Origin of the sequence: Actinophytocola sp., assembly GCF_036002505.1 — a bacterium.
Classification (GTDB): domain Bacteria; phylum Actinomycetota; class Actinomycetes; order Mycobacteriales; family Pseudonocardiaceae; genus DASYTH01.
The window spans coordinates 51,878-75,070 of sequence record NZ_DASYTH010000121.1; the positions used below are offsets into that span (position 1 = coordinate 51,878).

22 protein-coding genes and 1 pseudogene are annotated in these 23,193 nt (G+C 70.8%); 14 read left to right on the plus strand and 9 right to left on the minus strand.

What is annotated here, in order from left to right; translation table 11 throughout:
* Nucleotides 1-192 precede the first annotated feature (192 nt).
* Nucleotides 193-1,521 carry an FAD-binding oxidoreductase gene (locus VGR06_RS10115; RefSeq protein WP_327558732.1) on the plus strand — a complete coding sequence of 443 codons (1,329 nt, stop codon included), beginning with the start codon at nt 193-195 and terminating at the stop codon, nt 1,519-1,521.
* Here the strand turns inward: VGR06_RS10115 and VGR06_RS10120 are convergent.
* Complete coding sequence (locus VGR06_RS10120) at nt 1,493-2,128, minus strand: hypothetical protein (protein ID WP_414637216.1); 636 nt, start codon at nt 2,126-2,128, stop codon at nt 1,493-1,495. The genes VGR06_RS10115 and VGR06_RS10120 overlap by 29 nt on opposite strands.
* A 107-nt stretch (nt 2,129-2,235) precedes the next feature.
* Nucleotides 2,236-3,942, minus strand: a complete 1,707-nt coding sequence (locus tag VGR06_RS10125) for an AMP-binding protein (protein WP_327558733.1) — start codon at nt 3,940-3,942, stop codon at nt 2,236-2,238.
* 138 nt (nt 3,943-4,080) lie between these two features.
* Here VGR06_RS10125 and VGR06_RS10130 point away from each other — a divergent pair, with 138 nt between their 5' ends.
* Complete coding sequence (locus VGR06_RS10130; RefSeq protein ID WP_327558734.1) at nt 4,081-4,980, plus strand: endonuclease domain-containing protein; 900 nt, start codon at nt 4,081-4,083, stop codon at nt 4,978-4,980.
* A gap of 181 nt (nt 4,981-5,161) precedes the next feature.
* A complete protein-coding gene (locus VGR06_RS10135) occupies nt 5,162-7,360 on the plus strand; it encodes an MMPL family transporter (RefSeq protein ID WP_327558735.1) in 2,199 nt (732 codons plus the stop codon).
* Between the two features lie 62 nt (nt 7,361-7,422).
* On the opposite strand, the gene VGR06_RS10140 is transcribed toward VGR06_RS10135, so the two are convergent.
* Nucleotides 7,423-8,244: a crotonase/enoyl-CoA hydratase family protein gene (locus tag VGR06_RS10140; RefSeq protein WP_327558756.1), complete on the minus strand. Its 822-nt coding sequence runs from the start codon at nt 8,242-8,244 to the stop codon at nt 7,423-7,425.
* 140 nt (nt 8,245-8,384) lie between these two features.
* Between VGR06_RS10140 and VGR06_RS10145 the strand changes: the two genes are divergently transcribed.
* Nucleotides 8,385-8,546 (plus strand): hypothetical protein, encoded by a 162-nt coding sequence (locus VGR06_RS10145; RefSeq protein WP_327558736.1) that lies wholly within the window; start codon nt 8,385-8,387, stop codon nt 8,544-8,546.
* 1 nt (nt 8,547) lies between these two features.
* Here the strand turns inward: VGR06_RS10145 and VGR06_RS10150 are convergent, their stop codons facing one another.
* Genes VGR06_RS10150 through VGR06_RS10160 form a run of 3 tightly spaced genes read right to left on the minus strand, consistent with a single transcriptional unit; the run spans nt 8,548 to nt 10,720 of the window.
* Nucleotides 8,548-8,895, minus strand: coding sequence for an MmcQ/YjbR family DNA-binding protein (locus VGR06_RS10150; protein ID WP_327558737.1), 348 nt, complete (start codon nt 8,893-8,895; stop codon nt 8,548-8,550).
* Nucleotides 8,896-8,915: 20 nt separating this feature from the next.
* Nucleotides 8,916-9,584 carry a response regulator transcription factor gene (locus VGR06_RS10155; protein WP_327558738.1) on the minus strand — a complete coding sequence of 223 codons (669 nt, stop codon included), beginning with the start codon at nt 9,582-9,584 and terminating at the stop codon, nt 8,916-8,918.
* Nucleotides 9,581-10,720 (minus strand): sensor histidine kinase, encoded by a 1,140-nt coding sequence (locus VGR06_RS10160; protein WP_327558739.1) that lies wholly within the window; start codon nt 10,718-10,720, stop codon nt 9,581-9,583. Before VGR06_RS10160 ends, VGR06_RS10155 begins: the two co-directional genes overlap by 4 nt.
* A gap of 134 nt (nt 10,721-10,854) precedes the next feature.
* Between VGR06_RS10160 and VGR06_RS10165 the strand changes: the two genes are divergently transcribed.
* The 7 genes from VGR06_RS10165 (at nt 10,855) to VGR06_RS10195 (ending at nt 18,010) form a co-directional block, all read left to right on the plus strand.
* Entirely contained in the window at nt 10,855-11,784 is a 930-nt protein-coding gene (locus VGR06_RS10165; protein WP_327558740.1) for an ABC transporter ATP-binding protein, read from the plus strand.
* A complete protein-coding gene (locus tag VGR06_RS10170; protein ID WP_327558741.1) occupies nt 11,781-13,196 on the plus strand; it encodes a hypothetical protein in 1,416 nt (471 codons plus the stop codon). Before VGR06_RS10165 ends, VGR06_RS10170 begins: the two co-directional genes overlap by 4 nt.
* Nucleotides 13,193-13,942, plus strand: coding sequence for an ABC transporter permease (locus tag VGR06_RS10175; RefSeq protein ID WP_327558742.1), 750 nt, complete (start codon nt 13,193-13,195; stop codon nt 13,940-13,942). Before VGR06_RS10170 ends, VGR06_RS10175 begins: the two co-directional genes overlap by 4 nt.
* A gap of 65 nt (nt 13,943-14,007) precedes the next feature.
* Nucleotides 14,008-14,460 (plus strand): MarR family transcriptional regulator, encoded by a 453-nt coding sequence (locus VGR06_RS10180; protein ID WP_327558743.1) that lies wholly within the window; start codon nt 14,008-14,010, stop codon nt 14,458-14,460.
* A gap of 4 nt (nt 14,461-14,464) precedes the next feature.
* The gene (locus VGR06_RS10185; protein WP_327558744.1) at nt 14,465-14,881 is read left to right on the plus strand and encodes an organic hydroperoxide resistance protein; all 417 of its coding nucleotides are present in this window, start codon (nt 14,465-14,467) and stop codon (nt 14,879-14,881) included.
* Nucleotides 14,882-14,947: 66 nt separating this feature from the next.
* Nucleotides 14,948-16,372, plus strand: coding sequence for a hypothetical protein (locus VGR06_RS10190; RefSeq protein ID WP_327558745.1), 1,425 nt, complete (start codon nt 14,948-14,950; stop codon nt 16,370-16,372).
* Between the two features lie 135 nt (nt 16,373-16,507).
* Nucleotides 16,508-18,010: a hypothetical protein gene (locus VGR06_RS10195; protein WP_327558746.1), complete on the plus strand. Its 1,503-nt coding sequence runs from the start codon at nt 16,508-16,510 to the stop codon at nt 18,008-18,010.
* A gap of 58 nt (nt 18,011-18,068) precedes the next feature.
* Here the strand turns inward: VGR06_RS10195 and uvrB are convergent, their stop codons facing one another.
* Nucleotides 18,069-20,189, minus strand: coding sequence for an excinuclease ABC subunit UvrB (uvrB, locus tag VGR06_RS10200; protein ID WP_327558757.1), 2,121 nt, complete (start codon nt 20,187-20,189; stop codon nt 18,069-18,071).
* Between the two features lie 81 nt (nt 20,190-20,270).
* Here uvrB and VGR06_RS10205 point away from each other — a divergent pair, with 81 nt between their 5' ends.
* From VGR06_RS10205 to VGR06_RS10215, 3 genes and pseudogenes are all read left to right on the plus strand, one after another.
* Nucleotides 20,271-20,780 carry a DUF402 domain-containing protein gene (locus VGR06_RS10205; protein WP_327558747.1) on the plus strand — a complete coding sequence of 170 codons (510 nt, stop codon included), beginning with the start codon at nt 20,271-20,273 and terminating at the stop codon, nt 20,778-20,780.
* Between the two features lie 172 nt (nt 20,781-20,952).
* The gene (locus VGR06_RS10210; RefSeq protein WP_327558748.1) at nt 20,953-21,417 is read left to right on the plus strand and encodes a hypothetical protein; all 465 of its coding nucleotides are present in this window, start codon (nt 20,953-20,955) and stop codon (nt 21,415-21,417) included.
* A 49-nt stretch (nt 21,418-21,466) separates the two neighbouring features.
* A pseudogene (locus VGR06_RS10215) lies at nt 21,467-21,712 on the plus strand (ATP-binding cassette domain-containing protein); the annotation flags it as partial.
* A 365-nt stretch (nt 21,713-22,077) separates the two neighbouring features.
* Here the strand turns inward: VGR06_RS10215 and VGR06_RS10220 are convergent.
* Together VGR06_RS10220 and VGR06_RS10225 are read right to left on the minus strand one after the other, a co-directional pair.
* The gene (locus VGR06_RS10220) at nt 22,078-22,719 is read right to left on the minus strand and encodes a TetR/AcrR family transcriptional regulator (protein ID WP_327558749.1); all 642 of its coding nucleotides are present in this window, start codon (nt 22,717-22,719) and stop codon (nt 22,078-22,080) included.
* Nucleotides 22,719-23,193, minus strand: a 475-nt coding sequence (locus VGR06_RS10225; RefSeq protein WP_327558750.1) for an acyl-CoA dehydrogenase family protein, incomplete at its 5' end; no start/stop codon positions are given. The genes VGR06_RS10225 and VGR06_RS10220, both read right to left, overlap by 1 nt.

A 23,193-nucleotide genomic window follows, 5' to 3' on the forward strand; every position in this document is an offset into this window, starting at 1 on the left:
GGTCCCGCACCCCACTTCGCCACAGGCGCACCACTAACACACCCAGTTGATCTTCGTGGTGGTGGGGAAGCAACGTGACGTTGCTTTCCCACCCAGCAAACGATCAAGTTACTTCTCTGCAGGCCCCAACCACACCGGTCACCGCGCTACCGTCCCACCAGAAGAGCCGCACCCATCACGGATGATGGGCGGGTGCTGGAGTCCACCCTGGCCGCCGTCGTGGGCCGCGAGCAGGTGCTTACCGATCCCGCGGTGCTGGCCGGCTTTGAGACGGACTGGACCGGGCGGTTCCGCGGCCGGGCCCGGCTGGTGGTCCGGCCGGCGGACGCCGGTGAGGTGGCCGGCGTGCTGCGGGCCTGCCACGACGCACGGATTCCCGTTGTGCCGCAAGGCGGGAACACCGGACTGGTGGGCGGCGGGGTGCCCCGGGACGGCGAGGTGGTGCTGAGCCTGGCCCGGTTGGACACGCTCGGGCCGGTCGACCCGGTCGCCGCTCAGGTCACGGTCGGCGCGGGCGCGACGCTGGCCGCGGTGCACCGGCACGTCGCGGCGGCCGGGCTGGAGTTCGGGGTGGACCTGGCCGCGCGGGACTCGGCCACGATCGGCGGCATGGTCAGCACCAACGCGGGTGGACTGCGGGTGCCGCGCTGGGGTTCGATGCGGGCCCAGGTGGCCGGGCTGGCGGCGGTGCTGGCCGACGGACGGGTCATCAGCCGGCTGGCCGGGCTGCCCAAGGACAGCACGGGGTACGACCTGACCGGCACGCTGGTGGGCAGCGAGGGCACGCTGGCGGTGGTGACGGCCGTGCGGCTACGGCTGGTGCCGGCCACCCGCCGGTGGACGACCGCGACCATCGCGGTGGCGGATATCGTTGCGGCACAACGGGTTCTGACCGCGGCACGGGTGGAGGTGCCGGGTCTGACGTCGGCCGAGGTGTTCTACGACGACGGGCTGCGGCTGGTCTGCGAGCACCGTGGCATCGCACCGCCGTTTCCCACGGCGTATCCGGTCTACCTGTTGCTGGACTGCGCGGGCGACGCCGACCCGCTGATCTCCGTGCTGGCCGGGTCGGCCGAGGTGCTCGACTCGGCCATCGCCGTCGACGAACCGGCCCGGCGGGCGCTGTGGGCGCATCGCGAGGGCCACACCGAGGCGGTCAACGCCCTGGGCGTGCCGCTGAAGCTGGACGTGGGCGTGCCGGCAGCCGCGGTCGCCGCCTTCGAGCGCGAGCTGCGGTCGCTCGTGGCGCCGGCCCGACTGGTCCTCTTCGGACATTTGGCCGAGGGCAACTTCCACGCCAACGTGATCGGCGCCGAGGACCCTGAGGAGCTGACCGGCGCGGTGCTCCGGGCGGTGGCCGCACACGGCGGGACGATCTCCGCCGAACACGGGGTGGGCACGGCCAAGGCGCGCTGGCTACCGCTGGTCCGCTCCCCCGTGGAGCTTTCGCTCATGGCCGAGACCAAGCGGGCCTGGGACCCCGGCGGGCTGCTCAACCCGGGCGTCCTGCTCCAGCGCTGACCCGGCGAACCAGGACGCCGCCGCCGGCGATCAGGCTGGCCACGATGGCGAACCAGAACGCCACGTGCAGCCCGTCGGAGAACGGCTGGGTGATCAGGCTCGGGAAGAAGCTGCGCCCGGTGCGGTACCCGGTCTGGTCGGGCGGCAGGTGCGTCAGCGACGGCCCGAGCAGCTGCTGGACCGGGTCGTAGCCGAGGAACGCGGCGAACAGCACGGCGACCGCGGGCAGCCCGGCGATCCGGGTGGCGTCGGCCGCCGGCACGCCGTGCGCCACCAGGCCGCTGCCCATGGCGGACGGCAGGCTCGCGGTCAACCCGACGATCATGAGGCTGAAGAAGATCCCGATGGACAGCACCATCGCCGAGTTCTGGAACGTGGCGGTCATGCCGGCGCCCGCACCGCGCGCCCCGGGCGGCAGGCTGTTCATCATCTCCGCCCGGTTGGGTGAGGTGAACATGCCCATGCCGACGTCGTTGGCCACCAGCAACAGCGCGAACAGGCCGTAGCCGAAGTCGACCGGCAGCGCGATCAGGCCGAGGAAGGTCAGCCCGGTGACGACCATGCCGCCGGTGGCGAGCAGCTTGGCGCCGTGCCGGTCGGAGAGCATTCCGGACAGTGGGGCGGAGATCAGGAGTTCGCTTGGCTAACGAACGAATGCGATGAAGGCGGCCTTTCTCGCGCTCGGCGCGAGGAAGGCCGCCTTCATCGCATTTCTCAGGTGCGCAGCTCCGGGAAGTCGTCGTCCCGGTACTCTCCGTCCACGTTGGCCTCCGGGTCGGCGTGGACCTCGTGCTCGCGGCCGCGGAGCTCGACCCGGCGGATCTTGCCGGAGATCGTCTTCGGCAGCTCGGCGAACTCGAGCCGGCGGATCCGCTTGTACGGAGCCAGGTTCTCCCGGGCGAAGGCCAGAATGGAGCGCGCCGTGTCGGCGTTCGGCTGGTGTCCGGCGGCCAGCACGACGTAGGCCTTGGGCACGGCCAGCCTGAGCGGATCGGGCGAGGGCACCACTGCGGCTTCGGCCACCGCCTCGTGCTCGATCAGCACGCTCTCCAGCTCGAACGGCGAGATCCGGTAGTCCGAGGCCTTGAACACGTCGTCGGCCCGCCCGACGTAGGTGATGTAGCCGTCCGCGTCCCGGGAGCCGACGTCACCGGTGTGGTAGTAGCCGTCCCGCATGGCCTCGGCGGTGCGCTCCTCGTCGTCGGCGTAGCCCACCATCAGGCCGACGGGACGCTCGCGCAGGTCGATGCAGATCTCACCCTCCTCGGCGGGCTGCCCGGTGGCGGGGTCGACCAGCGCGATGGTGAAGCCGGGGAGCGCGCGGCCCATGGAGCCCGGTTTCACCGGCTGGCCCGGAGTGTTGGCCACCTGCAGGGTGGTCTCGGTCTGTCCGAACCCGTCCCGGACCGTCACGCCCCATGCCTTCGCGATCTGCTCGATCACCTCGGGGTTGAGCGGCTCGCCCGCACCGACCACTTTGGCCGGTGGGGTGTTCAGCTTCGTGAGGTCGGCCTGGATCAGCATCCGCCACACCGTCGGCGGCGCGCAGAAACTGGTCACCCCGCATCGGTCCATTGTGGACATCAAAGCGTCGGCATCGAAGCGCGAGTAGTTGTGGATGAACACCGTCGCCTCGGCATTCCACGGCGCGAACACGTTGCTCCACGCGTGCTTCGCCCAGCCCGGCGAGGAGATGTTCAGGTGCACGTCGCCGGGTGCGAGGCCGATCCAGTACATCGTGGACAGATGGCCGACCGGGTACGACACGTGGGTGTGCTGCACCAGCTTCGGCCGCGCGGTCGTGCCGGACGTGAAGTACAGCAGCAGAGTGTCGTCCGCGTTGGTCACGCCGTCCGGCTCGAAACTCGCCAGGGCGCCGGCCGTGTCGGCATAGTCGAGCCAGCCTTCTGGCGGGTCGCCGACCGCGATCCTGGTGTAGTCGCCGGGGACGTCGGCGAACTTCGCGGTGTCCGCGGCGCGCGCCACCACGTGCCGGGCCTGCCCGCGGTCCACCCGGTCGCGCAGATCCGCCGCACCGAGCAGGGTGGACGCCGGGATGATCACCGCGCCCAGCTTCATCGCGGCCAGGATCGTCTCCCACAGCTCACCCTGGTTGCCCAGCATCAGGATCAGCCGGTCGCCCCGCGCCACCCCGTGCGCGCGCAACCAGTTCGCCACCCGGTTGGACCGCTCGGACAGCTCCGCGAACGTCCACGTCCGCTCCGCGCCGTCCTCCTCCACGATCCACAGCGCCAGCCGCCCCGCCGTCGGCTCCGTGGCCGCCACCACGTCGAACCAGTCCAGCGCCCAGTTGAACCGGTCCAGCACCGGCCACTCGAACCCGGCATACGCCCCGTCGTAATTCTCCTGGTGCGCCACCAGAAAATCGCGTGCCGCCCTGAACACCTCCGCCTGGCTCACGCCCACACCCTAGCCCCCGCGAGTTCCCAGTTCAGGCGCGCGAGTCCCCAACTCACGGGTCATCCACAAGCACGCCAGTTATCCACAAGCAGGGCCACGACAGCCGCCCCGCCGACACCGATGGCCCAGTGTGAATGGGTGAGCGAACTACCCGAAGGCCTGCACGGCGCATTCCGCCGAGCGGATCTCATTCAACAACTCGGCCTGCCGACCGTTCGGGCACTGGTCAGCCAGGGCCGGCTCGTGCGCTGTGGGCGACAGGTCCTCGTTGACCGAAAATCCGGGCTCGACCTGCGCACCAGAGCCGCGGCGGCACTGCTGCTCGTCGGTCCGCGAGCGGCACTGACCAGCCATACGGCGGCACTGCTGCATGGTTGCCAGGCCGCCGACGGTGGCATCATCCACGTGCTGTCCGGCTACTACCGCAAGATCCCCCGGCGGCCCGGTCTCGCGGTACATCACGGCCGCGTCGACGAGGATGACGTGCTCGAACTGGACGGTCTGCGCACCCTCCCCCTCGAGTTCGTGATCGCCGAGATGCTCTGCCGTGCCGACCGGCCGGTCGCGCTGGCCTGCGCCGACCAGGCCCTCGCAGCCGTGGAACCGCCGTTCCGGGAGCGCTTCCGGGCCCGGGTCGCGGAGCGGATCTCGGGCCGCGCCGACCCGCGCGGCACCAGGCGGGGACGCGCGCTGCTGGACATCGCCTCCGGCCTGCCGGAGTCCGCGGCGGAGAGCCGGATGCTGCTCATCCTCGCCGACGCCCAGCTTCCCTTGCCACAGCTTCAGTTCGCCGTCCGGGACCTACGCGGGCGCGAACGTTACCGGCTGGATTTCGCCTGGCCCGAGCCGAAGGTCGCGCTTGAGTACGACGGGTACGAGGCGCACGAGGGCCGCGGACCGGCCGATGCGGAGCGTGACGCCGACCTGGCGTCGCGCGGTTGGACGGTCGTCCGCGCGACATCGGCCGACCTCCGCGATCCGGCCTGGATCCTCCAGGTTCTGCGGACCGCGTTCGTCAAGCGACGGTACGTCGCATGAACTGGGAACTCGTGTGCTGGAAACGGGGACTCGCGTGCCTGAACCGGGGACTCGCGGGGGTGCCCTAGGGGTGAACCCCGAGCAAGATCCCGGGATTGCACCGGATCACAAGGGCGGCGTGGTGGCCCAGCCTTGGAGGGCGTGAGAAACGAAGCTGGGCACACTTTCCCGGAGGGGACCAATGGCTAAACCGATGTTGACGGTGCGCGTCGCCAGATGGAGCGCGGAGCACCCGTGGCGGGCGATCGGGGCGTGGTTGCTGTTCGTGGCGATCTGCGTCGGGGCGGGGAACTTCGCCGGCACCCGGTCGGCTGACTTCGACGATAACCCGACCGGGGAGCTGGCTACTTACCAGAGCATCGTCGACGAGGCCGGGTTCCAGCGGCCGTCGACGGAGAACGTGCTGATCACCGCGCGGAGCGGGAACCTCGACAGCGGCCGGGCGATGGTCGCGGCGAACGACGTCCGGGCCGGCATGTCGGCGCTGTCCGGAGTGGGCAAGGTCAGCGAGCCGGTCCCGTCCCCGAAGGGCACCGCGGTCCTGGTCAACGTGGAGCTGCAGGGCGAGCGGAAGACCGCCGACGAGCGCGTCCAACCGCTGCTCGACACCACGGCGTCCATCCAGCAGAGGTATCCGGACCTGCGGGTCGAGGAGGTCGGCGGGGCCTCGCTGGACAAGGCGCTGTCCGCGACGCTGGGCAACGACTTCAAGAAGGCCGAGCTGATCAGCATCCCGGTCACGCTGGTGATCATGCTGCTGGTGTTCGGCGCGCTGATCGCGGCCGGGATTCCGGTGTTGCTGGCGCTCTCCGCGGTGGGCACCGCTCTCGGTTTGTCCGCCCTGGTCTCGCACCTGATCCCCGCTACGGACAACACCAGCAGCATGATCCTGCTGATCGGCATGGCGGTCGGGGTGGACTACTCGCTGTTCTACGTCCGGCGGGAACGTGAGGAACGCGCCAAGGGCGCCGGGCACGTGGACGCGGTGGAGATCGCGGCCGCCACGTCCGGGCACGCCATCGTGGTCTCCGGCATCGCCGTGACCGTGGCCATGGCCGGCATGTTCGTGGTCAACGACATCGTGTTCTCCTCCATCGCCGTCGGCACGATCCTGGTCGTGCTGGCCGCCATGATCGGCTCCATCACCGTGCTGCCGGCACTGCTGGCCAAGCTCGGCCGCTGGGTGGACCGGCCGCGGATCCCGTTGGTGTGGCGGCTTTCCGCCCGGTCACACGGCGAGCCCCGGTTCTGGAAGGCGCTGCTGAAGCCGAGCCTGCGCCGCCCGGCGCTGACCCTGGCGCTGTCCGGCGGAGCCCTGGCCGCGCTGGCCATCCCGGCGTTCTCGATGAACCTCAACGCGCCCTCGGACGCCGACCTGCCGCGCAGCATCCCGATCATGCAGTCGTACGACCGGATGACCGATGCGTTCCCGAGCACCGGCGCCGCGCACGCCATCGCGGTGCGGGTCCCGGCAGACCAGGTCGAGGCCGGCCGGCGTGCCGTCGACGACCTGATCACCCGGCTCGGCAACGACCCCGCGTTCGCCCACGACCGCAAGCCCCGGGTGGACGAGGCGGCCGGCGGCCGGATCCACGTGATCTCCGCGGCCATCCCCGACCCGGGTGGGAGCCCCGCGGCGGACAGCTCGCTGGTGAAGCTGCGCACCTCGCTGGTGCCCGAGACGGTCGGCAGGGTCGCGGGTGCGGAGTTCGCGGTGAGCGGGCAGACCGCCGGGGAGAACGACTTCGTCGACAAGATGAACGGCGCGCTGCCCTGGGTGATCGTGTTCGTGCTGCTGCTGACGTTCCTGGTGATGCTGTGGGCGTTCCGCGCGCCGCTGATCGCGCTGTCCGCCATCGGCCTGAACCTGCTCTCCGCCGGCGCCGCGTACGGCGTGCTCGTCCTGGTGTTCCAGAACACCTGGGCAGAGGGCGCGCTCGGGTTCCACTCCACCGGTGGGATCGTGGCCTGGCTCCCGGTGATCCTGTTCGTGACGCTGTTCGGCCTGTCCATGGACTACCACGTGTTCGTGGTCAGCCGGATCCGCGAGTACGCCCGCGGCGGACTGTCCACACGGGATGCGGTGGCACGCGGCATCACCACCTCCGCCGGCGTGGTCACCAGCGCGGCCGCGGTCATGATCGGCGTCTTCTCGGTCTTCGCCACGCTGAGCACGATCGAGATGAAGCAGCTCGGCATCGGCCTCGCCACCGCGATCCTGCTCGACGCCACCCTCATCCGCGCGGTCGTCCTGCCCGCCCTGATGTCGGTGCTCGGCAACGCCAACTGGTGGACCCCGCGCTGGCTCCGCCGCCGCGACGAGCTCACCCCGCCGCCCGACCCCAAGCCCGAACCCCGGGTGCTCGAGCCGGTCGGCTAACCCAGCAGCCGACCTACCGGTGCCGCACGCCGCCCTCCGCCTCGGCGTGCGGCACCGCCCTGTCACTCGCCGGTGAACTCCGCCGGGCGGCGGGCGAGGAAGGCCTGGACGGCTTCGGCGAGGTCCTTGCTGGGGAGGAAGGCGGCGTTCCAGGTGGAGACGTAGCGCAGGCCGGCGGCGACGGCGGCTTCGCGGTCGGTGTTGAGGACGTCCTTGATGCCCTGCACCACCAGCGGCGCGTTGGCGGCGATCTCGGCGGCGCGGTCGCGGGCGGCGGCCAGCACGGCGTCCTGGTCCGGGTAAATATCGTTGACCAGGCCGATGCGCAGGGCCCGGACGGCGTCGATGTCGCGGCCGGTGAAGGCGAGCTCGCGGAGGTGGCCCTCGCCGATGATGCCGGAGAGGCGTTGCAGGCTGCCGATGTCGGCGACGATGGCCACCTTCACCTCGCGGACGCTGAACTTGGCGTCGGCGCTGGCGAGGCGGATGTCCGCGGCGGCGATGAGATCCACTCCGCCGCCGATGCACCAGCCGGACACGGCGGCGATCACCGGCTTGCGGCACGCGGCCACGGCGGTCACCGAGTCCTGCAGCGTGCGGATCTCGTCCAGGAACCGGGTCCGCGGCCCGGCCAGGGCGCCGCCGTCGAGCAGCTCACCCCAGGACGGCATCATCGCCGGCAGGTCCAGACCATAGGAGAAGTGCGACCCGCTACCGGTGATCACAATGGACCGGACCGCGGGATCGGCGTCCAGCGCGCGGAACACCACCGGCAGCTCCCGCCAGAAGTCGGGGCCCATCGCGTTGCCCTTGCCCGGACCGAGCAGCGTCACCTCGGCCACGTGGTCGGACACGTCCACCTTGAGCGAGACCAGGTTCTCCATGCCCACATCCTTACCCACCGGTAGTCACCACGACCACCCGTCCCGAGTTCCCCCATTCGTGTCCGCGAGCGTTTGGCAGGCTTTAGGCCAAATGGCGGTACGGTCCCGAGCGGATCTTTCCTGGGCACGGAGGGCGCACCATGGCACGGCAGAGCGGGATGTCCACCCCGATCTTCGACGAGCTGCTGCGGGAGATGACGGAAGGCCTGACCCCGTCACCACCGCCGACGCCGGGTGGCACCGATCCGGAGACCGGCCGCGCTCAACCTCCCGCGCCGCGGCGGCGCCACCGCGCCGACTGAGTCAGCGCGGTTGCTTGGATTTCGGCAGTTTGGCCACCACTTCCTCGTAGGAGCGGTCGAGCAGCTCGCGCACCTCGCCGTCCGGCACCGCGCCGGTGTACCGGACACTGTTCCACCCGTACCGTCCGATGTAGGCGCTGATCGTCACGTCCCCCGGGTACCGGTCGCGGTACTCCGCCGCTTCCTCGGCGGTGCGACCGCACTTCACACCCACGCTCCCCCCGGCCATCCCGATGAACGCGAACGCCTTGCCCCCGACCTTGGCGACCAGCTCCCCGTCGCCCCAGGGATAGCTCTCCTCCGCGCCGGGCTTGGCCAGGCAGTAGTCGATCACCTCGTCCCGTTTCACCCGGACAGCCTGGCATGTGTTCAGCCCGGGTGCCGCGGCACCACCAGACCGGACTCGTAGGCCGCGACCACTGCTTGAGTGCGGTCGCGCAGGCCGAGCTTGGCGAGGATCCGGCTCACGTGGGTCTTCACCGTCTCCTCGCTGACCACCAGCCGGTCGGCGATCTCGGTGTTGGACAGACCCTCGGCGATCAACCTCAACACGTCGGTCTCCCGCGGGGTCAGCGCGCCGAGTGGGACCGTGACGCCGCCGGGCCGGGGGCGCAGCCGGGCAAACTCGGCGATGAGCCGCCTGGTGACAGCCGGCGCGAGCAGGGCGTCGCCGGCTGCGACCACCCGCACCGCGTCGAAGAGCCGCTCCGCGGTCACGTCCTTGAGCAGGAACCCGCTTGCCCCGGCGCTGAGCGCGTCGTACACGTGCTCGTCGAGATCGAACGTGGTGAGCACCAGCACCCGGGGAGCGTCGGCGCCCGCGGCGATCCGGCTGGTCGCCTCGATGCCGTCCATCACCGGCATGCGCACGTCCATCAGCACCACGTCCGGGCGCTGCTCGCGGCAGATCCGGACCGCCGCCGCGCCGTCGGACGCCGTGCCGACCACCGTGAAGTCCGGCTGAGTGTCAAGCAGCGCACCGAATCCGGCGCGGACCACCTCCTGGTCGTCCACCACCACGATCCGGACCGTCCTCATAGGACACTCCGGTCCACCGGCAGCACGGCTTCGACCACGAACCCGCCGGTCCGCCCCGGCCCGGCGGAGAGCGTGCCGCCGACCATCACCGCGCGCTCCCGCATGCCGAGCAGACCGTGGCCGGAGCCCGCGTCGCGGGACGGGCCGGGACCGCTGTCCCGCACGCACAACCGCAGCGCGTCCACCGTGTACACCAGTTCGACGTCGACGGCCGCGCCGGGCGCGTGCCGGCGGGCGTTGGTCAGCGCCTCCTGCACGATCCGGTAGGCGGTGAGCTGGATGCCGGGGTCGAGCGGGCCGACCGTGCCGCGCACGATCAGCCGGGTGCTTGCGCCGGCCGTCTCGCGGGCGTCGTCGATCAGGTCGTTGAGCTGCTCCAGGCCGGGCTGCGGGGCGCGGGTGGGCGCGGTCCCGGCGTCCTCCCGGAGCACGCCGAGCAGCCGGCGCATCTCGGTCAGCGCCGAGCGCGCGGTGTCGCCGATCGCGGCCAGCCGCCGCGCCCCGTCGGGCGGCAGGCCGGGCGTCGTCAGCCGGGCCGTCTCGGCCTGCACCGCGATCAGCGAGATGTGGTGCGCCACCACGTCGTGCAGCTCACGGGCGATCCGGGCGCGCTCACCCCGGGCCGCGTGCTCGAGCAGGCTGTCCGCCATGACCTGGTGGGTTCCGGAGCGCGCGGCGGCCTCCCGGCGCTCCCGGAGCGCGTTGCCCAGCGCGACCGCGGCGGCCACCGCGACGAGCAACAGCAGGGCGGCCAGGTCCGGCCGCGCGACGGCGTAGGCGACGAACGGCAGCACGACCGGAAGCGACACCCGCCGCGACCGGTTCCGGCCGAGTTGGTAGCCGGCGATGAGCTGGGCCGCGTACGCGGGAAGGGTGGGCGTGAGATCACCCGCCAGAGTGAGCACGTTCGCCACCGTGACCGCACCGGCCGCGACCAGCGCCTGGCCCGGCACCAGGGCCAGCGGAGTGGTGGCGCACAGGCACAGCAGCAGCGCCGTGGACACCTCCGCCGGCTCCCCGCCGGCAGCCACGACCTCGAGCATGGCCAGCAGGGCCAGGGTCGCCGCGATGATCAGCGGACCGTCCGGCGGCGCGACGGCCCGCTGGGCGCGCTCGATCAGGCCGGCCACGCTCACGAACACATTCTGTTCGGTTGACCGCGGAACGGCGTCACTCGGTTCGGGAATGTCAACATCCCTCGCCCGGGGGACACGAAGACAGCCCGGTGGCGTGACGACCGCGATCCGGCGGCGCCCCTACCGTTCCGGCCATGGACGCCACCATCGAGGTCCGCGGGCTGCGCAAGACCTACGGGTCCGTCGTCGCCGTGGACGAGCTGTCGTTCACCGTGGCCCCGGGGCAGGTCACCGGTTTCGTCGGGCCGAACGGCGCGGGCAAGTCGACCACCATGCGGATGGTCCTCGGCCTGGACGCCCCGGACGCGGGCACGGCGCTGGTCGGCGGCCGGCCGTACCGGGACATCCCGGTGCCGCTGACCGCGCTCGGCGCACTGCTCGACGCCGGCGCGGTGCACCCCGGCCGGCGCGCCCGCGACCACCTGCTCTGGTTGGCGCACTACAACGGCCTGCCGGCCCGGCGGGTGGACGAGGTGCTCGAGCTGGTCGGCCTCGCCACCGTCGCCAGGCGCCGGGCCGGCGGCTTCTCCCTGGGCATGCGCCAGCGGCTCGGGATCGCCGCGGCGCTGCTCGGAGACCCGCCGGTGCTGATGTTCGACGAGCCGGTCAACGGCCTGGACCCGGAGGGCATCGTCTGGATCCGGGGCCTGCTGCGCCGGCTCGCCGGGGAGGGCCGGGCCATCCTGGTGTCCAGCCACCTGATGGGCGAGCTGGAGGGCACCGCGGACCACCTGGTGGTGATCGGCCGCGGCCGGCTGATCGCCGACACCACCGTGCGTGAGCTGCTGGCGGCCGCATCCGGCGATCGCGTGGTGCTGCGTACCTCGGACCGGTCGGGGGCGATGTCGGTCCTGGCCAACGCCGGCGCCACGGTGGCGGCCACTGACCGTGATCGGGTGACGGTCAGTGGCCTGCCATCCGAACAGGTGGTCGCGCTGCTCACCCAGCAGGGGTTGCCGTTCTCCGAGGTGGCCGCCCACCGCGCATCGCTCGAAGAGGCGTACATGGAGCTCACCCGGGACACGGTCGAGTTCTCCGGCGCCGGCCAGGAGGGCGAGCGATGACCGGCCGGGACGGCTTCACCCAGGTGCTGCGGGGCGAGCTGACGAAGCTGGTGACGGTGCGCAGCACGGTGTGGTGCGTACTGGCCACGATCGGGCTGACCGTCCTGCTGACCACGCTGGCGACCTCGGTGGGCTCCACCAACGCCAACGAGGGCCCCCGGTTCGTCGACGAGTTCCACTTCGTGCACCAGCCGCTCACCGGCGACGGCACCGTGACCGCCCACGTGGTGAGCCAGGAACGCAGCCAGGAGTGGGCCAAGGCCGGCATCATGATCAAGGCTGGCGCGGCCAACGGCGCGCCGTACGCGGCGATCATGGTCACGCCCGATCACGGCGTCCGGCTGCAGTCCACATTCGACACTGACATATCCGGAAATGGCGGCACCGTGCCACGTTGGCTCAGGCTCACCCGCACCGGTGCCTCGGTCGCGGGCTTCGAGTCGACTGACGGCAACTCCTGGCGTCAGGTCGGCACGGTCAACGTCGGCGCCCTGCCGGCGAGCGCCGAAGCCGGCCTGTTCGTCTCGTCCCCGCCCAAGATCGAGACCGTCAAAACCAACGGCGGCAACGAGACCCGCGGGTCTGCCACCCAGGGCGCGGCGGTGTTCGACAACGTGAGCGGAACGTCGCTCACCCCCGGCCGGTGGACCGACGACACGGTGCGCCCGCCCGGTGGCGACCCGCTCGCCAACGAGGGCCGCAGCGCCGAAGAGGCCGGGAGGTTCACCGTCGTCGGGTCGGGCGACGTCGCCGGCTACGGCATCGCCAGCTGGCAGCCGCCCGGCAACGACGACATCGTGGCCAACAGCCTCGGCGGGGTGCAGGTCGGGTTGATGGCGGTGGTCGCGCTCGGTGTGCTGTTCGGCACGTCGGAGTTCAAGACCGGCACCATCCGGACCACGTTCGCGGCCAGCCCCCGCCGCACGCGGGTGCTCGTGGCGAAGGCCCTGGTGCTCGGCGGTTCGGTGTTCCTGGCCGGGCTGTTCGCCAGCGTGATCGCGTTCCTGATCGGCCAGCGGAACATGCGGCGGCACGGCTACGAGCCGCCCGCCTACCCGTACGTCTCGCTGACCGACGGGCCGGCGCTGCGCGCGATCATCGGCAGCGCGCTGTTCCTGGCCGTGCTCGCGGTGTTCAGCCTGGGCATCGGGACGATCCGCCGGCGCACGGTCGGAGCGATCGTGGTGGTGCTCGCGCTGGTCGTGGTCCCGCAGATCCTGGCACCGGTGATGTCGCTGAACGCGGAGGTGTGGATCAACCGGCTGACCCCGGTGGCGGGGCTGGCCATCCAGCGCACCACCGAGCGGTTCGACGACGCCATCGCGCCGTGGGCGGGGCTCGCCGTGCTGGCCGCCTACGCCGCGGTCGCGTTCGGTTTCGCGTTGTGGCAGCTGCGAAAGCGGGACGCATGACGCGCTCGGTGCACGCCGAGTGGACGAAACTCCGCACGGTGTCCAGCACGGCCTGGACCGCACTGTCCCTGGTGGCCGCCACGGTGGCGGTCGGCGCGCTCGCGATGGCCGGGCTCGGCACCGTGGAGGGCGCCGACACGGTGCGGTACAGCGTGTCCGGTGTGCTGCTCGGGCAGGTCGCGGCGGTGGTGCTGGCCGTGCTCACGGTGACGCCCGAGTACGAGACCGCCATGATCCGCACCACGCTGGCCGCCGACCCGCGGCGCGGCCGGGTGCTCGCCGCCAAGGCCGCAACGGTCACCGCCGTCGTGCTCGGCTGCGGCGCTCTCGGCATGCTGGGCTCGCTGGCGGCGGGCCGGTTCATCCTGCCGGGTCAGGGCCTGCCCGCACCGTCGCTTGTAGACGGACCGACGCTGCGGGCGTACTCCGGGACCGTGCTCTACTTCGGGCTGATCGCGCTGCTCAGCATCGGCCTGGCCATGGTCATCAGGCACACCGGATCCTCGATCACCGTCGTGCTGAGCGTGCTTTATGTCCTTCCCATCGCCGCGACGCTGGTCACCGACCCGGTCTGGCGGGAGCGCATCCTCAAGTACTCGCCGATGACCGCGGGCCTCGCCATCCAGAACACGCTGAACCTGGACGCGCTACCGATCAGACCGTGGCCGGGGCTCGGGGTCCTGGCCGCGTACGCGGGCGTGGCCGTCGTGGCGGGTGCGGTGCTGTTCCGCACCCGAGACGCGTGACATTAAATTTGACACAACTTAATCATGTGCTACTCTTCGTCTCGAGGGAAGAGCGGAGGCGGCGCATGGAGCGGGCGACCACACGCCTGGAGGACCAGGTGTGCTTCGCGCTCTACACGGCCTCCCGCGCGGTGACCAACCTCTACCGGCCGATGCTCGACGAGCTCGGCCTCACCTACCCGCAGTACCTGGTGATGTTGGTGCTCTGGGAGCGGAAGTCGATCACCGTCAAGGATCTCGGCGCCGCACTGCAGCTCGACACCGGCACGTTGTCCCCGTTGCTGAAACGCATGGAGGCCAACGGGTTGGTGCGGCGGCGCCGCCGGCCCGACGACGAGCGCAGCGTCGAGATCACGCTGACCGAGGCGGGCGCGGCGTTGCAGGGCAAAGCCCGCTCAGTGCCCGGGCGGCTGGCTCGAGCCCTCGAACTGACCGGCGAGGAACTGGTCGCACTCCGCGGGACGCTGCGCCGCGTCGCGACCACCGCGCTGGACCAACTGGTGAGAACGGAGAACTGAGAAAGTGAACGTGCTGTACACGGCCGAAGCCGTGGCGACCGGGGCCGGCCGCGCCGGCGAGGTTCGGAGCTCGGACGGCGTGATCGACGAGCAGCTCGCCATTCCCAAGGAGCTCGGCGGTCCCGGCGGCGACTACACCAACCCCGAGCAACTGTTCGCGGCCGGCTACGCGGCCTGCTTCAACAGCGCGCTCGCCCTGGTGGCCCGGCAGGCGAAGGTCGACATGGCGGCGTCCTCGGTGACCGCCCGGGTCGGGATCGGCCCGCAGGGCGGCGGCTTCGGCCTGACCGTCAGCCTGCTCGTCGACATCCCGGGCGTGGCCAAGGACGTCGCCGAGGGCCTGGCCGCCAAGGCGCACCTGGTCTGCCCCTACTCCAACGCCACCCGCGGCAACATCGAGGTCGACCTGCGCGTCGCGTAACGGCACCCGATCGAACCGGCGAACTTCCCGATTGACATTCGGACGTTACCGGAGTCGTATCGGCTGATGCGCCTACGACCAGCCGCATTGACCATCGCCCTCGTCGCGAGCGGCACGCTCGCCCTGGCCGGTCCGGCCGCCGCCGAGCCGGCGGCTTGCGCCGCACCGGTGCCCAGCCCCACCCAACCCGGCTACACGATCGCCGATCCGCACTGCGACTTCGGCACCACCACGCCGTTCGCCCCGCTCACCGACGAGAAGGGCCGCGCGATCTCCCGGGTGTTCGCCGGGATCGCCGGCGGCTCGGCGTACCGGATCGAGGTGCCGCGGCACTGGAACCACGAGCTGGTGCTGTTCGCGCACGGGTTCCGCGGCAACGGCACCACCGTGTGGGTGGACAACCCGACGCTGCGGCAGTTCTACGTCGAGCAGGGGTTCGCCTGGGCGGCCTCGAGCTACCAGACCAACGGCTACGACGTGGGCCACGGCGTCACCGACACGCACGCGCTGACCGGGCTGTTCCGGCAGGTGACCCGGGATCACCCGCGACGGCTGTACATGACCGGGCTCTCCATGGGCGGGCACATCACCGCGGCGGAGATCGAGCACTACCGCGGTGAGTTCGCCGGCGCCATGCCGTACTGCGGGGTGCTCGGCGACACGGCGCTGTTCGACACGTTCCTCGACGCGAACGCGACCGCGGCGGCGCTGACCCACACCGCGATCCGGTTCCCGGCCACCGTCGCCGAGGGCCAGGCCTACGCGCCGGAGTTCGACCAGCAGGTGCTCGGCCTGCTCCCCCAGCTCGGCACCGGCTTCCTCACGCCGAACGTGCAACTGTCCACTGTGGGCAAACAGTGGCAGGCCGCGGTCGAGCAGCGCACCGGCGGCACCCGGCCGGGCATCGACTCGGCGATGGCGTTCTGGAACGGGTTCGGCTTCGCGCCGCTGACCAACATCCCGTTCCTGTTCGGCCTCTACCCCGGGCTCTCCGCCGGCACCATCGGGATCGCACCCGGCAACGTCACCGGCAACCTGCGCACCGTGTACCAGCTCGACGGCGACCCCGCGCTCTCCCCGGCCGAGCACACCCTCAACGCTTCCGTGCTCCGCGTCGCGCCGACCGCGGGCCCGAGCCCCGACCTCACCGGCATTCCCGCGGTGAACGGGGATCCGCGCATCCCGGTGCTCTCCCTGCACGACATCGGCGACCTGTTCGTCCCGTTCTCCATGGAGCAGATCTACGCGCACGAGGTCGCCGCACACCATCAGTCCCGGCTCTTCGTCTCCCGCGCCATCCGCGGCAACGCGCACTGCGGCTTCACCCAGGCCGAGCTGCAGCGCGGTTTCACCGACCTCGTCCGGTGGGTCCGGACCGGCCACCGCCCACCCGGCGACGACATCCTGAACCCGCGCGCGGTGGCCCGCCCCACCTTCGGCTGCCGCTTCACCGACGGCGACCACCCGGAGTTCGCCGGCCCGCCGTGCTAGGGACGTAGCGCCAATCCCTACGGCAAACCCGCAATGGTCCGGCAGATCTGGCCGCCGCTCTTGAACGCGGGTGCGCCACGGACGACGATGGTCCGACACGCGGAGTGGGACCGCGTTCACGATCTGGGGTGGCGCATGACGAACGACGACGACGCGGGGGTACCCGACTGCCCGGGAACCGACGCGCCCATGCCCGGGCCGGCCTCCGACACACCGGTGATCGAGACACCAGCGGCCGAAGCACCGGTGATCGAACTGCCGGTCACCGAAATGCCGGCAGCCGAGCCATCGCTGGCCGAAGCACCGATGGCCACGGCGCCGATGATGGAAACGTCCGCGGCCGCGATGCCGGCGGGTGGGCCGCTGGGCCCGGCGCCGGTGGCCGATCCGGCAATGGCGGAGGGGCCGGTGTTCGGCGCACCGGCGCCACGGCGTTCGCGGCGGAAGCTGTGGCTGGCGTTGGCGGGTGCGGTGCTGGCCGTGGTGCTGATCGCGGTCGGGTACTCGGTGGTCCGGTTGCTGCTGGACAACTCCGCCTATCACGACGGGCACGAGGCGTACCGGCAGGCGGACTGTGCGGCCGCGGTGGGCCGGTTCGATGCCGCGATCAGCGGCTGGCGGCTGGTGACCCTGGGGGACACGGTCACCCGCGCCGAAACGGAGAAGGCGGAGTGCCTGCCGTTCCGGGACGCCGCGGATCAGGAGCGCGCCGGCAACGGTTCCGGCGCCGTGGTGTCGTATGTGCGATTCCTTTCCGGCCGGCCGGAAAGCCCGCTCACCCAGGCTGCCCAGAACCGGATCACCGGCCTGCTCGGCCGCTCCGACCTGGCCGCGCTGGCCACCATTGACAGCTGCGGCACCCTACCGGCGCTGCGCGAGCGAAAGCTGATTCCTCCGGCCACTGCGCCGGCTTTCCATGCCGCGTGCGGAACCGCCTATGCCAACAAGGGCGACTGGGCCCAGGCGGCGAAAACCTACGCGCTGCTGTTCACCGACTTCGCCCAGGACAAGGTCGCCGCCGACACTGAAACCGCGATGATCGCCGACACCAACTGGTGCATCCAACTCGACAAGATCCGCAACGACGCCGTCCTGGCCGCCCGCGGCGACCTGCTCCCCGGCCTGCTGCTGACGTGCGCCAAGTCGTTCGCCACCTCCGCGGTGACCACGGCGATCGAGGACGCCGAGGAGTTCCTCCGCAAGTTCCCCGGCCACCGCCTCACCGGCGAGATGACCGCCACCTTCGCCCAGCTGCTCAACCAGCAGACCCGCGCGGACACCGAGGCCAAGGACTTCGGTGGCATCGAGCAGATCGGCAGCCCCGGCGGCGACAAGGCCGTCATCATGATCTACAACGACTCACCCGAGATCATGCGCGTAGCCCTGGCCGGCGGCCCCGAACCCCGCGTGGAGGAGATCGCCGCCTGCCCCAACTGCCCCGCCAACACCACGGGTGGCCGCACCATCTGCCGGGAGAACATCGCCACCCTGAAGCGCCTCGTCCTGCCCCCCGGCGAATACGACTTCTCCAGCGACCACCCCCAAGACCCCGCCACCATCGGCAGCTACGGCCACTGGAGCCTCAAACCCGGCAAGCAGTACTTCATCTGCATCGGCATCACCAAAGCCACACCATGACCACCACTTCGGCGTGTCGCGCATTCACGTAGCTCATGTCGCATCGGCGTAGCAGCGGCTATTTGAGACCGGCGGCGTCCATGCCGCGGAGCTCCTTCTTGAGGTCGTGGATCTCGTCGCGGAGGCGGGCGGCCAGCTCGAACTGGAGGTCGCGGGCGGCGGTCATCATCTGGTCGGTGAGTTGCTGGACGAGGTCGGCCAGTTCGGCGCGGGGCATGCTGCTGACGTTTTCGCGGACGTAGACGCCGGCGGAGCGGCCCCCGGGTTCGCCGGCTGCGCGGCGGCCGCGGGAGGCGTTGCGGCCGGAGCCGCCGATGGGGACGGCCTGGGAGTCGGTGTCCTCGGCTTCGTGGTAGACGCGGTCGAGGATGTCGGCGATCTTCTTGCGGAGCGGCTGGGGGTCGAGGCCGCGCTCCTCGTTGTACGCGATCTGCTTGGCGCGCCGGCGGTTCGTCTCGTCGATGGCGTGCTTCATCGAGTCGGTCATGGTGTCGGCGTACATGTGCACCTGGCCGGAGACGTTCCGCGCGGCGCGGCCGATGGTCTGGATCAGTGAGGTGCCGCTGCGCAGGAAGCCCTCCTTGTCGGCGTCCAGAATGGACACCAGGGAGACCTCGGGCAGGTCGAGACCCTCGCGCAGCAGGTTGATTCCGACCAGCACGTCGAACTCGCCGAGCCGGAGCTGGCGCAGCAGCTCAACCCGGCGCAGGGTGTCCACTTCGGAGTGCAGGTAACGCACCCGGACACCGAGTTCCAGCAGGTAGTCGGTGAGGTCCTCGGACATCTTCTTGGTGAGCGTGGTGACCAGCACCCGCTCGTCGCGCTCGGCCCGCACCCGGATCTCGTGCACCAGGTCGTCGATCTGCCCCTCGGTGGGCTTCACGATCACCTCGGGGTCGATCAGGCCGGTCGGGCGGATCACCTGCTCGACGAACTCACCGCCGGTCTGACCCATCTCGTACGGCCCGGGGGTGGCCGACAGGTACACCGTCTGGCCGATCCGGTCCTGGAACTCCTCCCAGGTCAGCGGCCGGTTGTCCAGCGCGCTCGGCAGCCGGAAGCCGTGGTCGACCAGGGTGCGCTTGCGCGAGGCGTCGCCCTCGTACATGCCGCCGATCTGCGGCACGGTCACGTGCGACTCGTCGATGACCAGCAGGAAGTCGTCCGGGAAGTAGTCGATCAGCGTGGCCGGCGCGGTGCCCGGGCCGCGGCCGTCGAGGTGCCGGGAGTAGTTCTCGATGCCCGAGCAGAACCCGACCTGCCGCATCATCTCCACGTCGTAGGCGGTGCGCATGCGCAGCCGCTGCGCCTCGAGCAGCTTGCTCTGCTTCTCCAGCGTGGCCAGCCGCTCCTGCAACTCCGCCTCGATGCCGCGGATGGCCTGCTCCATCCGCTCCGCGCCGGTGACGTAGTGCGTGGCCGGGGAGATCCGCACGGTCTCCATCTGGCGGATGATGTCCCCGGTGAGCGGGTGCAGGTAGTACAGCGCGTCCACCTCGTCGCCGAAGAACTCGATCCGCACGGCCAGTTCGTCGTAGGCCGGGATGATCTCGACGGTGTCCCCGCGGACCCGGAACGTGCCGCGGGTGAACGACAGGTCGTTGCGGGTGTACTGGGTGTCGACCAGCGCGCGGAGCAGCAGGTCGCGCTCGACGGTCTGGCCGACCTGGAGGCCGATCGTGCGGTCCAGGTACTCCTGCGGGCTGCCCAGGCCGTAGATGCAGGACACCGACGCGACCACGATGACGTCCCGGCGGGAGAGCAGGCTCATGGTGGACGAGTGCCGCAGCCGCTCGACGTCCTCGTTGACCGAGGAGTCCTTCTCGATGTAGGTGTCGGTCTGCGGAACGTACGCCTCGGGCTGGTAGTAGTCGTAGTAGCTGACGAAGTACTCGACCGCGTTGTCCGGGAAGAACTCCCGCAGTTCGTTGGCCAACTGGGCGGCCAGCGTCTTGTTCGGCGCCATGACGAGGGTCGGCCGCTGCACCCGCTCGATCAGCCACGCCGTGGTGGCGGACTTCCCGGTGCCGGTGGCGCCGAGCAGCACCACATCGCGCTCTCCGCTCTTGAGCCGGCGCTCCAGGTCGTCGATCGCGGTCGGCTGGTCGCCGGCCGGCTGGTAGTCACTGGCCATGCGAAACCGGCCGTCGGCGCGCGGGATGTCGCCGATCGGCCGCATTACGGACTGCGCTTTGACGGGAGCCACGACACGAGGCTACGCGCGGGCACCGACAGTTTCGGCTATGCCAGGCTGCCAACCGTGACGATCCACCCGCCCAAGATCGAGCTGTTCGACGTCGCGGCGATGACCAACACCGACCCGAAGGGATTCGTGCGGGCGGTCGACCAGTACCGGCTGGCGGACTTCGGGCTGTACATGGCGCGACCGGTGGACGGACACCCGGAGATCTCCTACTTCCGGTCCTGGCTGCTCCCCCGGTTCGGCCTGCGGGTGTCGCGCTGGGGGGCGCACCCGGGCGCGAGCTTCGATCATGACTTCTACGTCGACGTGGTGGATGTCGAGCCCGGACCGGTGTGGCGGACGACCGACCTGTACCTGGACATCCTGGTGCGCACCGGGCAGCATCAGAAGCTGCTGGACACCGACGAGACGCTGGCCGCACTGGCCGCCGGGCTCATTGATCAAGCCGCGGCCGAGCGCGCGTTCCGGCGCGCCTTCGAGGCCGTCGACGGGATCGCCGCCGCCCACCATGATGTGGACGCTTGGCTTGCGGGACAAGGGATTCCCCTTACCTGGCAGAGTCCATAGTGGTCAAGACGCGGGCACCGTCGTGTTCGGATCGATACCTCTGCGCGCACGAGATGTGACGAAAAGAAATCGGGCCCGGTGATCACCGGGCGCATGCTGGCGACTACCCTCAGGACCTGTGGGAACGGCCATCACCCCGCAGTTGGTTGACGTAGTCGACACCGTTACCGCGGTGCGTAGCTACTCGTCGGGCACCTCCCGGCAACTGCGCACCTGCCAGGAGGAGCGCTGGGGCCTGCGCACCGAGAGCCCCACGCCCGAGGACCCGTTCCACGACTCCGAGGTCACCTGGCTGCTGCCGGAGATCAACCTTCGGCTCACCCACCGCCGCCCGCGTTCGCGCCACGGCCACCGCGCGCCGAGCGAGCTGACCGCCGTGCGGGTGTCCCACGACGGCCGCTACTGGCGCACCACCGACCTGCTGCTGGGCCTCGCCGCGCCCGGCGCGTCGAGCGCGCGCATCGTGCGCTCCGAGGAGTTCGCCGCCGCGGTGGCCGGCCGGGTGCTCCTGGTGGGCGACGCAGACCTGGCGCTGCGCACCGTGCACCGGACGCTCGAGGAGCTCACCCGGCACCGGCACGACCTGAGCGCCTGGCTCGCACACAAGCACATCTTCGAGGTCTGGCCGCCCTACTGATGCCCTGAAAGCCGCCTTCAGGGCACTGAGTGTCCCGAAGGCGGCCTTCATCGCGAGGTACAAGCGGCACGGCGGCGTCACCGCCGTGGACGGGATGTCGTTCACCGTCGGGCCAGGCGGGATCTTCGGCATCCTCGGGCCGACCGGCGCCGGCAAGACCACCACCGTGGAGTGCATCGAGGGGCTGCGCCGGGCGGACGGCGGCTCGGTCCGGGTGCTGGGGCTGGAACCGGGGTCGGACGAGCTGCGGCACGGGCGGGGCGCGCAGCTGCAGGAGAGCGAGCTGCCGGAGAAGCCGGTGCGGACATCTCGTCGACTTCCCGTTTCGCCCGGTCAAACTCGTTGCGAGCGGCTGCCCTGTCGAGGGCGTTGCCGATGAGACGCGTGGGTGCGATGGTGAACCGAGGCAACGGCTCGGTGTAGGTCACCGACGCATTGACCGCGTAATACCTGGCATATCCAAGGTCGAAATCCGCGTACACACCCTCACCGGGCGGCAGCGCCAGATCCGAGTTCGGTTCGCCCTGAACTGACCCCCGCCGGCAAGATGCCGGTAGAGCCTGCAAGCGCTGTCCCAGCCGCCCTCGAACGCGGCCCGTATCTTTTTCTTACGCCTGCATCCGATCCTCCGTGACCTCGCACGGATGCCGAACACCCAGCCTAGCTAGGGGGTCCGCCGGTCCTACCGCCAATCCGGGCATTCGCGAGCGCCGCGTCCAGCATCCCCGCCCACACGTTGAGGATCCGCCGGCGGCGCATGCTGTCGTCGGTGAGCAGGTTCGCCAAGCCCAACCCGCGCGCCATGTCCAAAGTGGACTGAACGATCTCACGTACGCCGGCTACCTTCTCGTCGACGTCGAGCAGCTCCACGACCACCCGGTGCACCTCACGGCCGACGTGGGCTTCGAGCGGCACCACCCGGGCCCGCAGTTGCTCGTCCGACGCGGCGGCCACCCACAACTGCAGCGCCGCGCGAAACAGCGGGCCCGTGTACATGTGGTCGATCAGGTCGATCACGGCTTGGGTGCGGGCCGGACCGGTGGGCAGATCGTTGACGCGTTCGCGCAGCTGGGCGGTGCGCTCGTCGGACACGTACTCGACCGCCGCCGTCACCAGATCCTCGCGGGTCGGGAAGTGGTGCTGAGCCGCGCCGCGGGACACCCCGGCCCGCTCGGCCACGACGGCCACCGTGGTGCCCGCCCAGCCGAGCGAGGCGAGGCACTCGATGGCCGCCTCCAGCAACCGTTTCCGGGTCGCCCGGCTGCGATCCTGTTGTGGCTCCCGGAGTGTGTCGGTGGACATCAGTACGACTTCGGCAGCCCGAGGGAGTTCTGCGCGACGAAGTTGAGGATCATCTCGCGGCTGACCGGGGCGATCCGGTTGGCGCGGGCGGCGGTGATCATGGCGGCCAGGCCGTACTCGGCGGTCATGCCGTTGCCGCCGTGCACCTGGACCGCGGCGTCCACCGCCTTCACCGCCGCCTCGGCCGCGGCGTACTTGGCCATGTTCGCCGCCTCGCCCGCGGCCACGTCGTCGCCGGACTCGTAGAGCGCGGCGGCCTTCTGGGTCATCAGCTTGGCCAGCTCCGTCTCGATCTTGGCGATGGCCAGCGGGTGCGCCACGCCCTGGTGCGCGCCGATGGGCTCCTTCCACACCGTGCGGGTCTTGGCGTAGTCGACGGCCCTGCCAAGGGCGTAGCGGCCCATGCCGACGGCCATCGACGCGGCCATGATCCGCTCCGGGTTCAGCCCGGCGAACAGCTGCAGCAGCGCCGCG

Coding starts and splice junctions, on each gene's coding strand:
- VGR06_RS10195 (WP_327558746.1), top strand. CDS start 16,508: ATGACGAACGACGACGACGCGGGGGTACCCGACTGCCCGGGAACCGAC.
- VGR06_RS10180 (WP_327558743.1), top strand. CDS start 14,008: ATGGAGCGGGCGACCACACGCCTGGAGGACCAGGTGTGCTTCGCGCTC.
- VGR06_RS10120 (WP_414637216.1), bottom strand. CDS start 2,128: ATGCTCTCCGACCGGCACGGCGCCAAGCTGCTCGCCACCGGCGGCATG.
- VGR06_RS10175 (WP_327558742.1), top strand. CDS start 13,193: ATGACGCGCTCGGTGCACGCCGAGTGGACGAAACTCCGCACGGTGTCC.
- VGR06_RS10135 (WP_327558735.1), top strand. CDS start 5,162: ATGGCTAAACCGATGTTGACGGTGCGCGTCGCCAGATGGAGCGCGGAG.
- VGR06_RS10165 (WP_327558740.1), top strand. CDS start 10,855: ATGGACGCCACCATCGAGGTCCGCGGGCTGCGCAAGACCTACGGGTCC.
- VGR06_RS10155 (WP_327558738.1), bottom strand. CDS start 9,584: ATGAGGACGGTCCGGATCGTGGTGGTGGACGACCAGGAGGTGGTCCGC.
- VGR06_RS10140 (WP_327558756.1), bottom strand. CDS start 8,244: ATGGAGAACCTGGTCTCGCTCAAGGTGGACGTGTCCGACCACGTGGCC.
- uvrB (WP_327558757.1), bottom strand. CDS start 20,189: ATGCGGCCGATCGGCGACATCCCGCGCGCCGACGGCCGGTTTCGCATG.
- VGR06_RS10170 (WP_327558741.1), top strand. CDS start 11,781: ATGACCGGCCGGGACGGCTTCACCCAGGTGCTGCGGGGCGAGCTGACG.
- VGR06_RS10190 (WP_327558745.1), top strand. CDS start 14,948: ATGCGCCTACGACCAGCCGCATTGACCATCGCCCTCGTCGCGAGCGGC.
- VGR06_RS10220 (WP_327558749.1), bottom strand. CDS start 22,719: ATGTCCACCGACACACTCCGGGAGCCACAACAGGATCGCAGCCGGGCG.
- VGR06_RS10145 (WP_327558736.1), top strand. CDS start 8,385: ATGGCACGGCAGAGCGGGATGTCCACCCCGATCTTCGACGAGCTGCTG.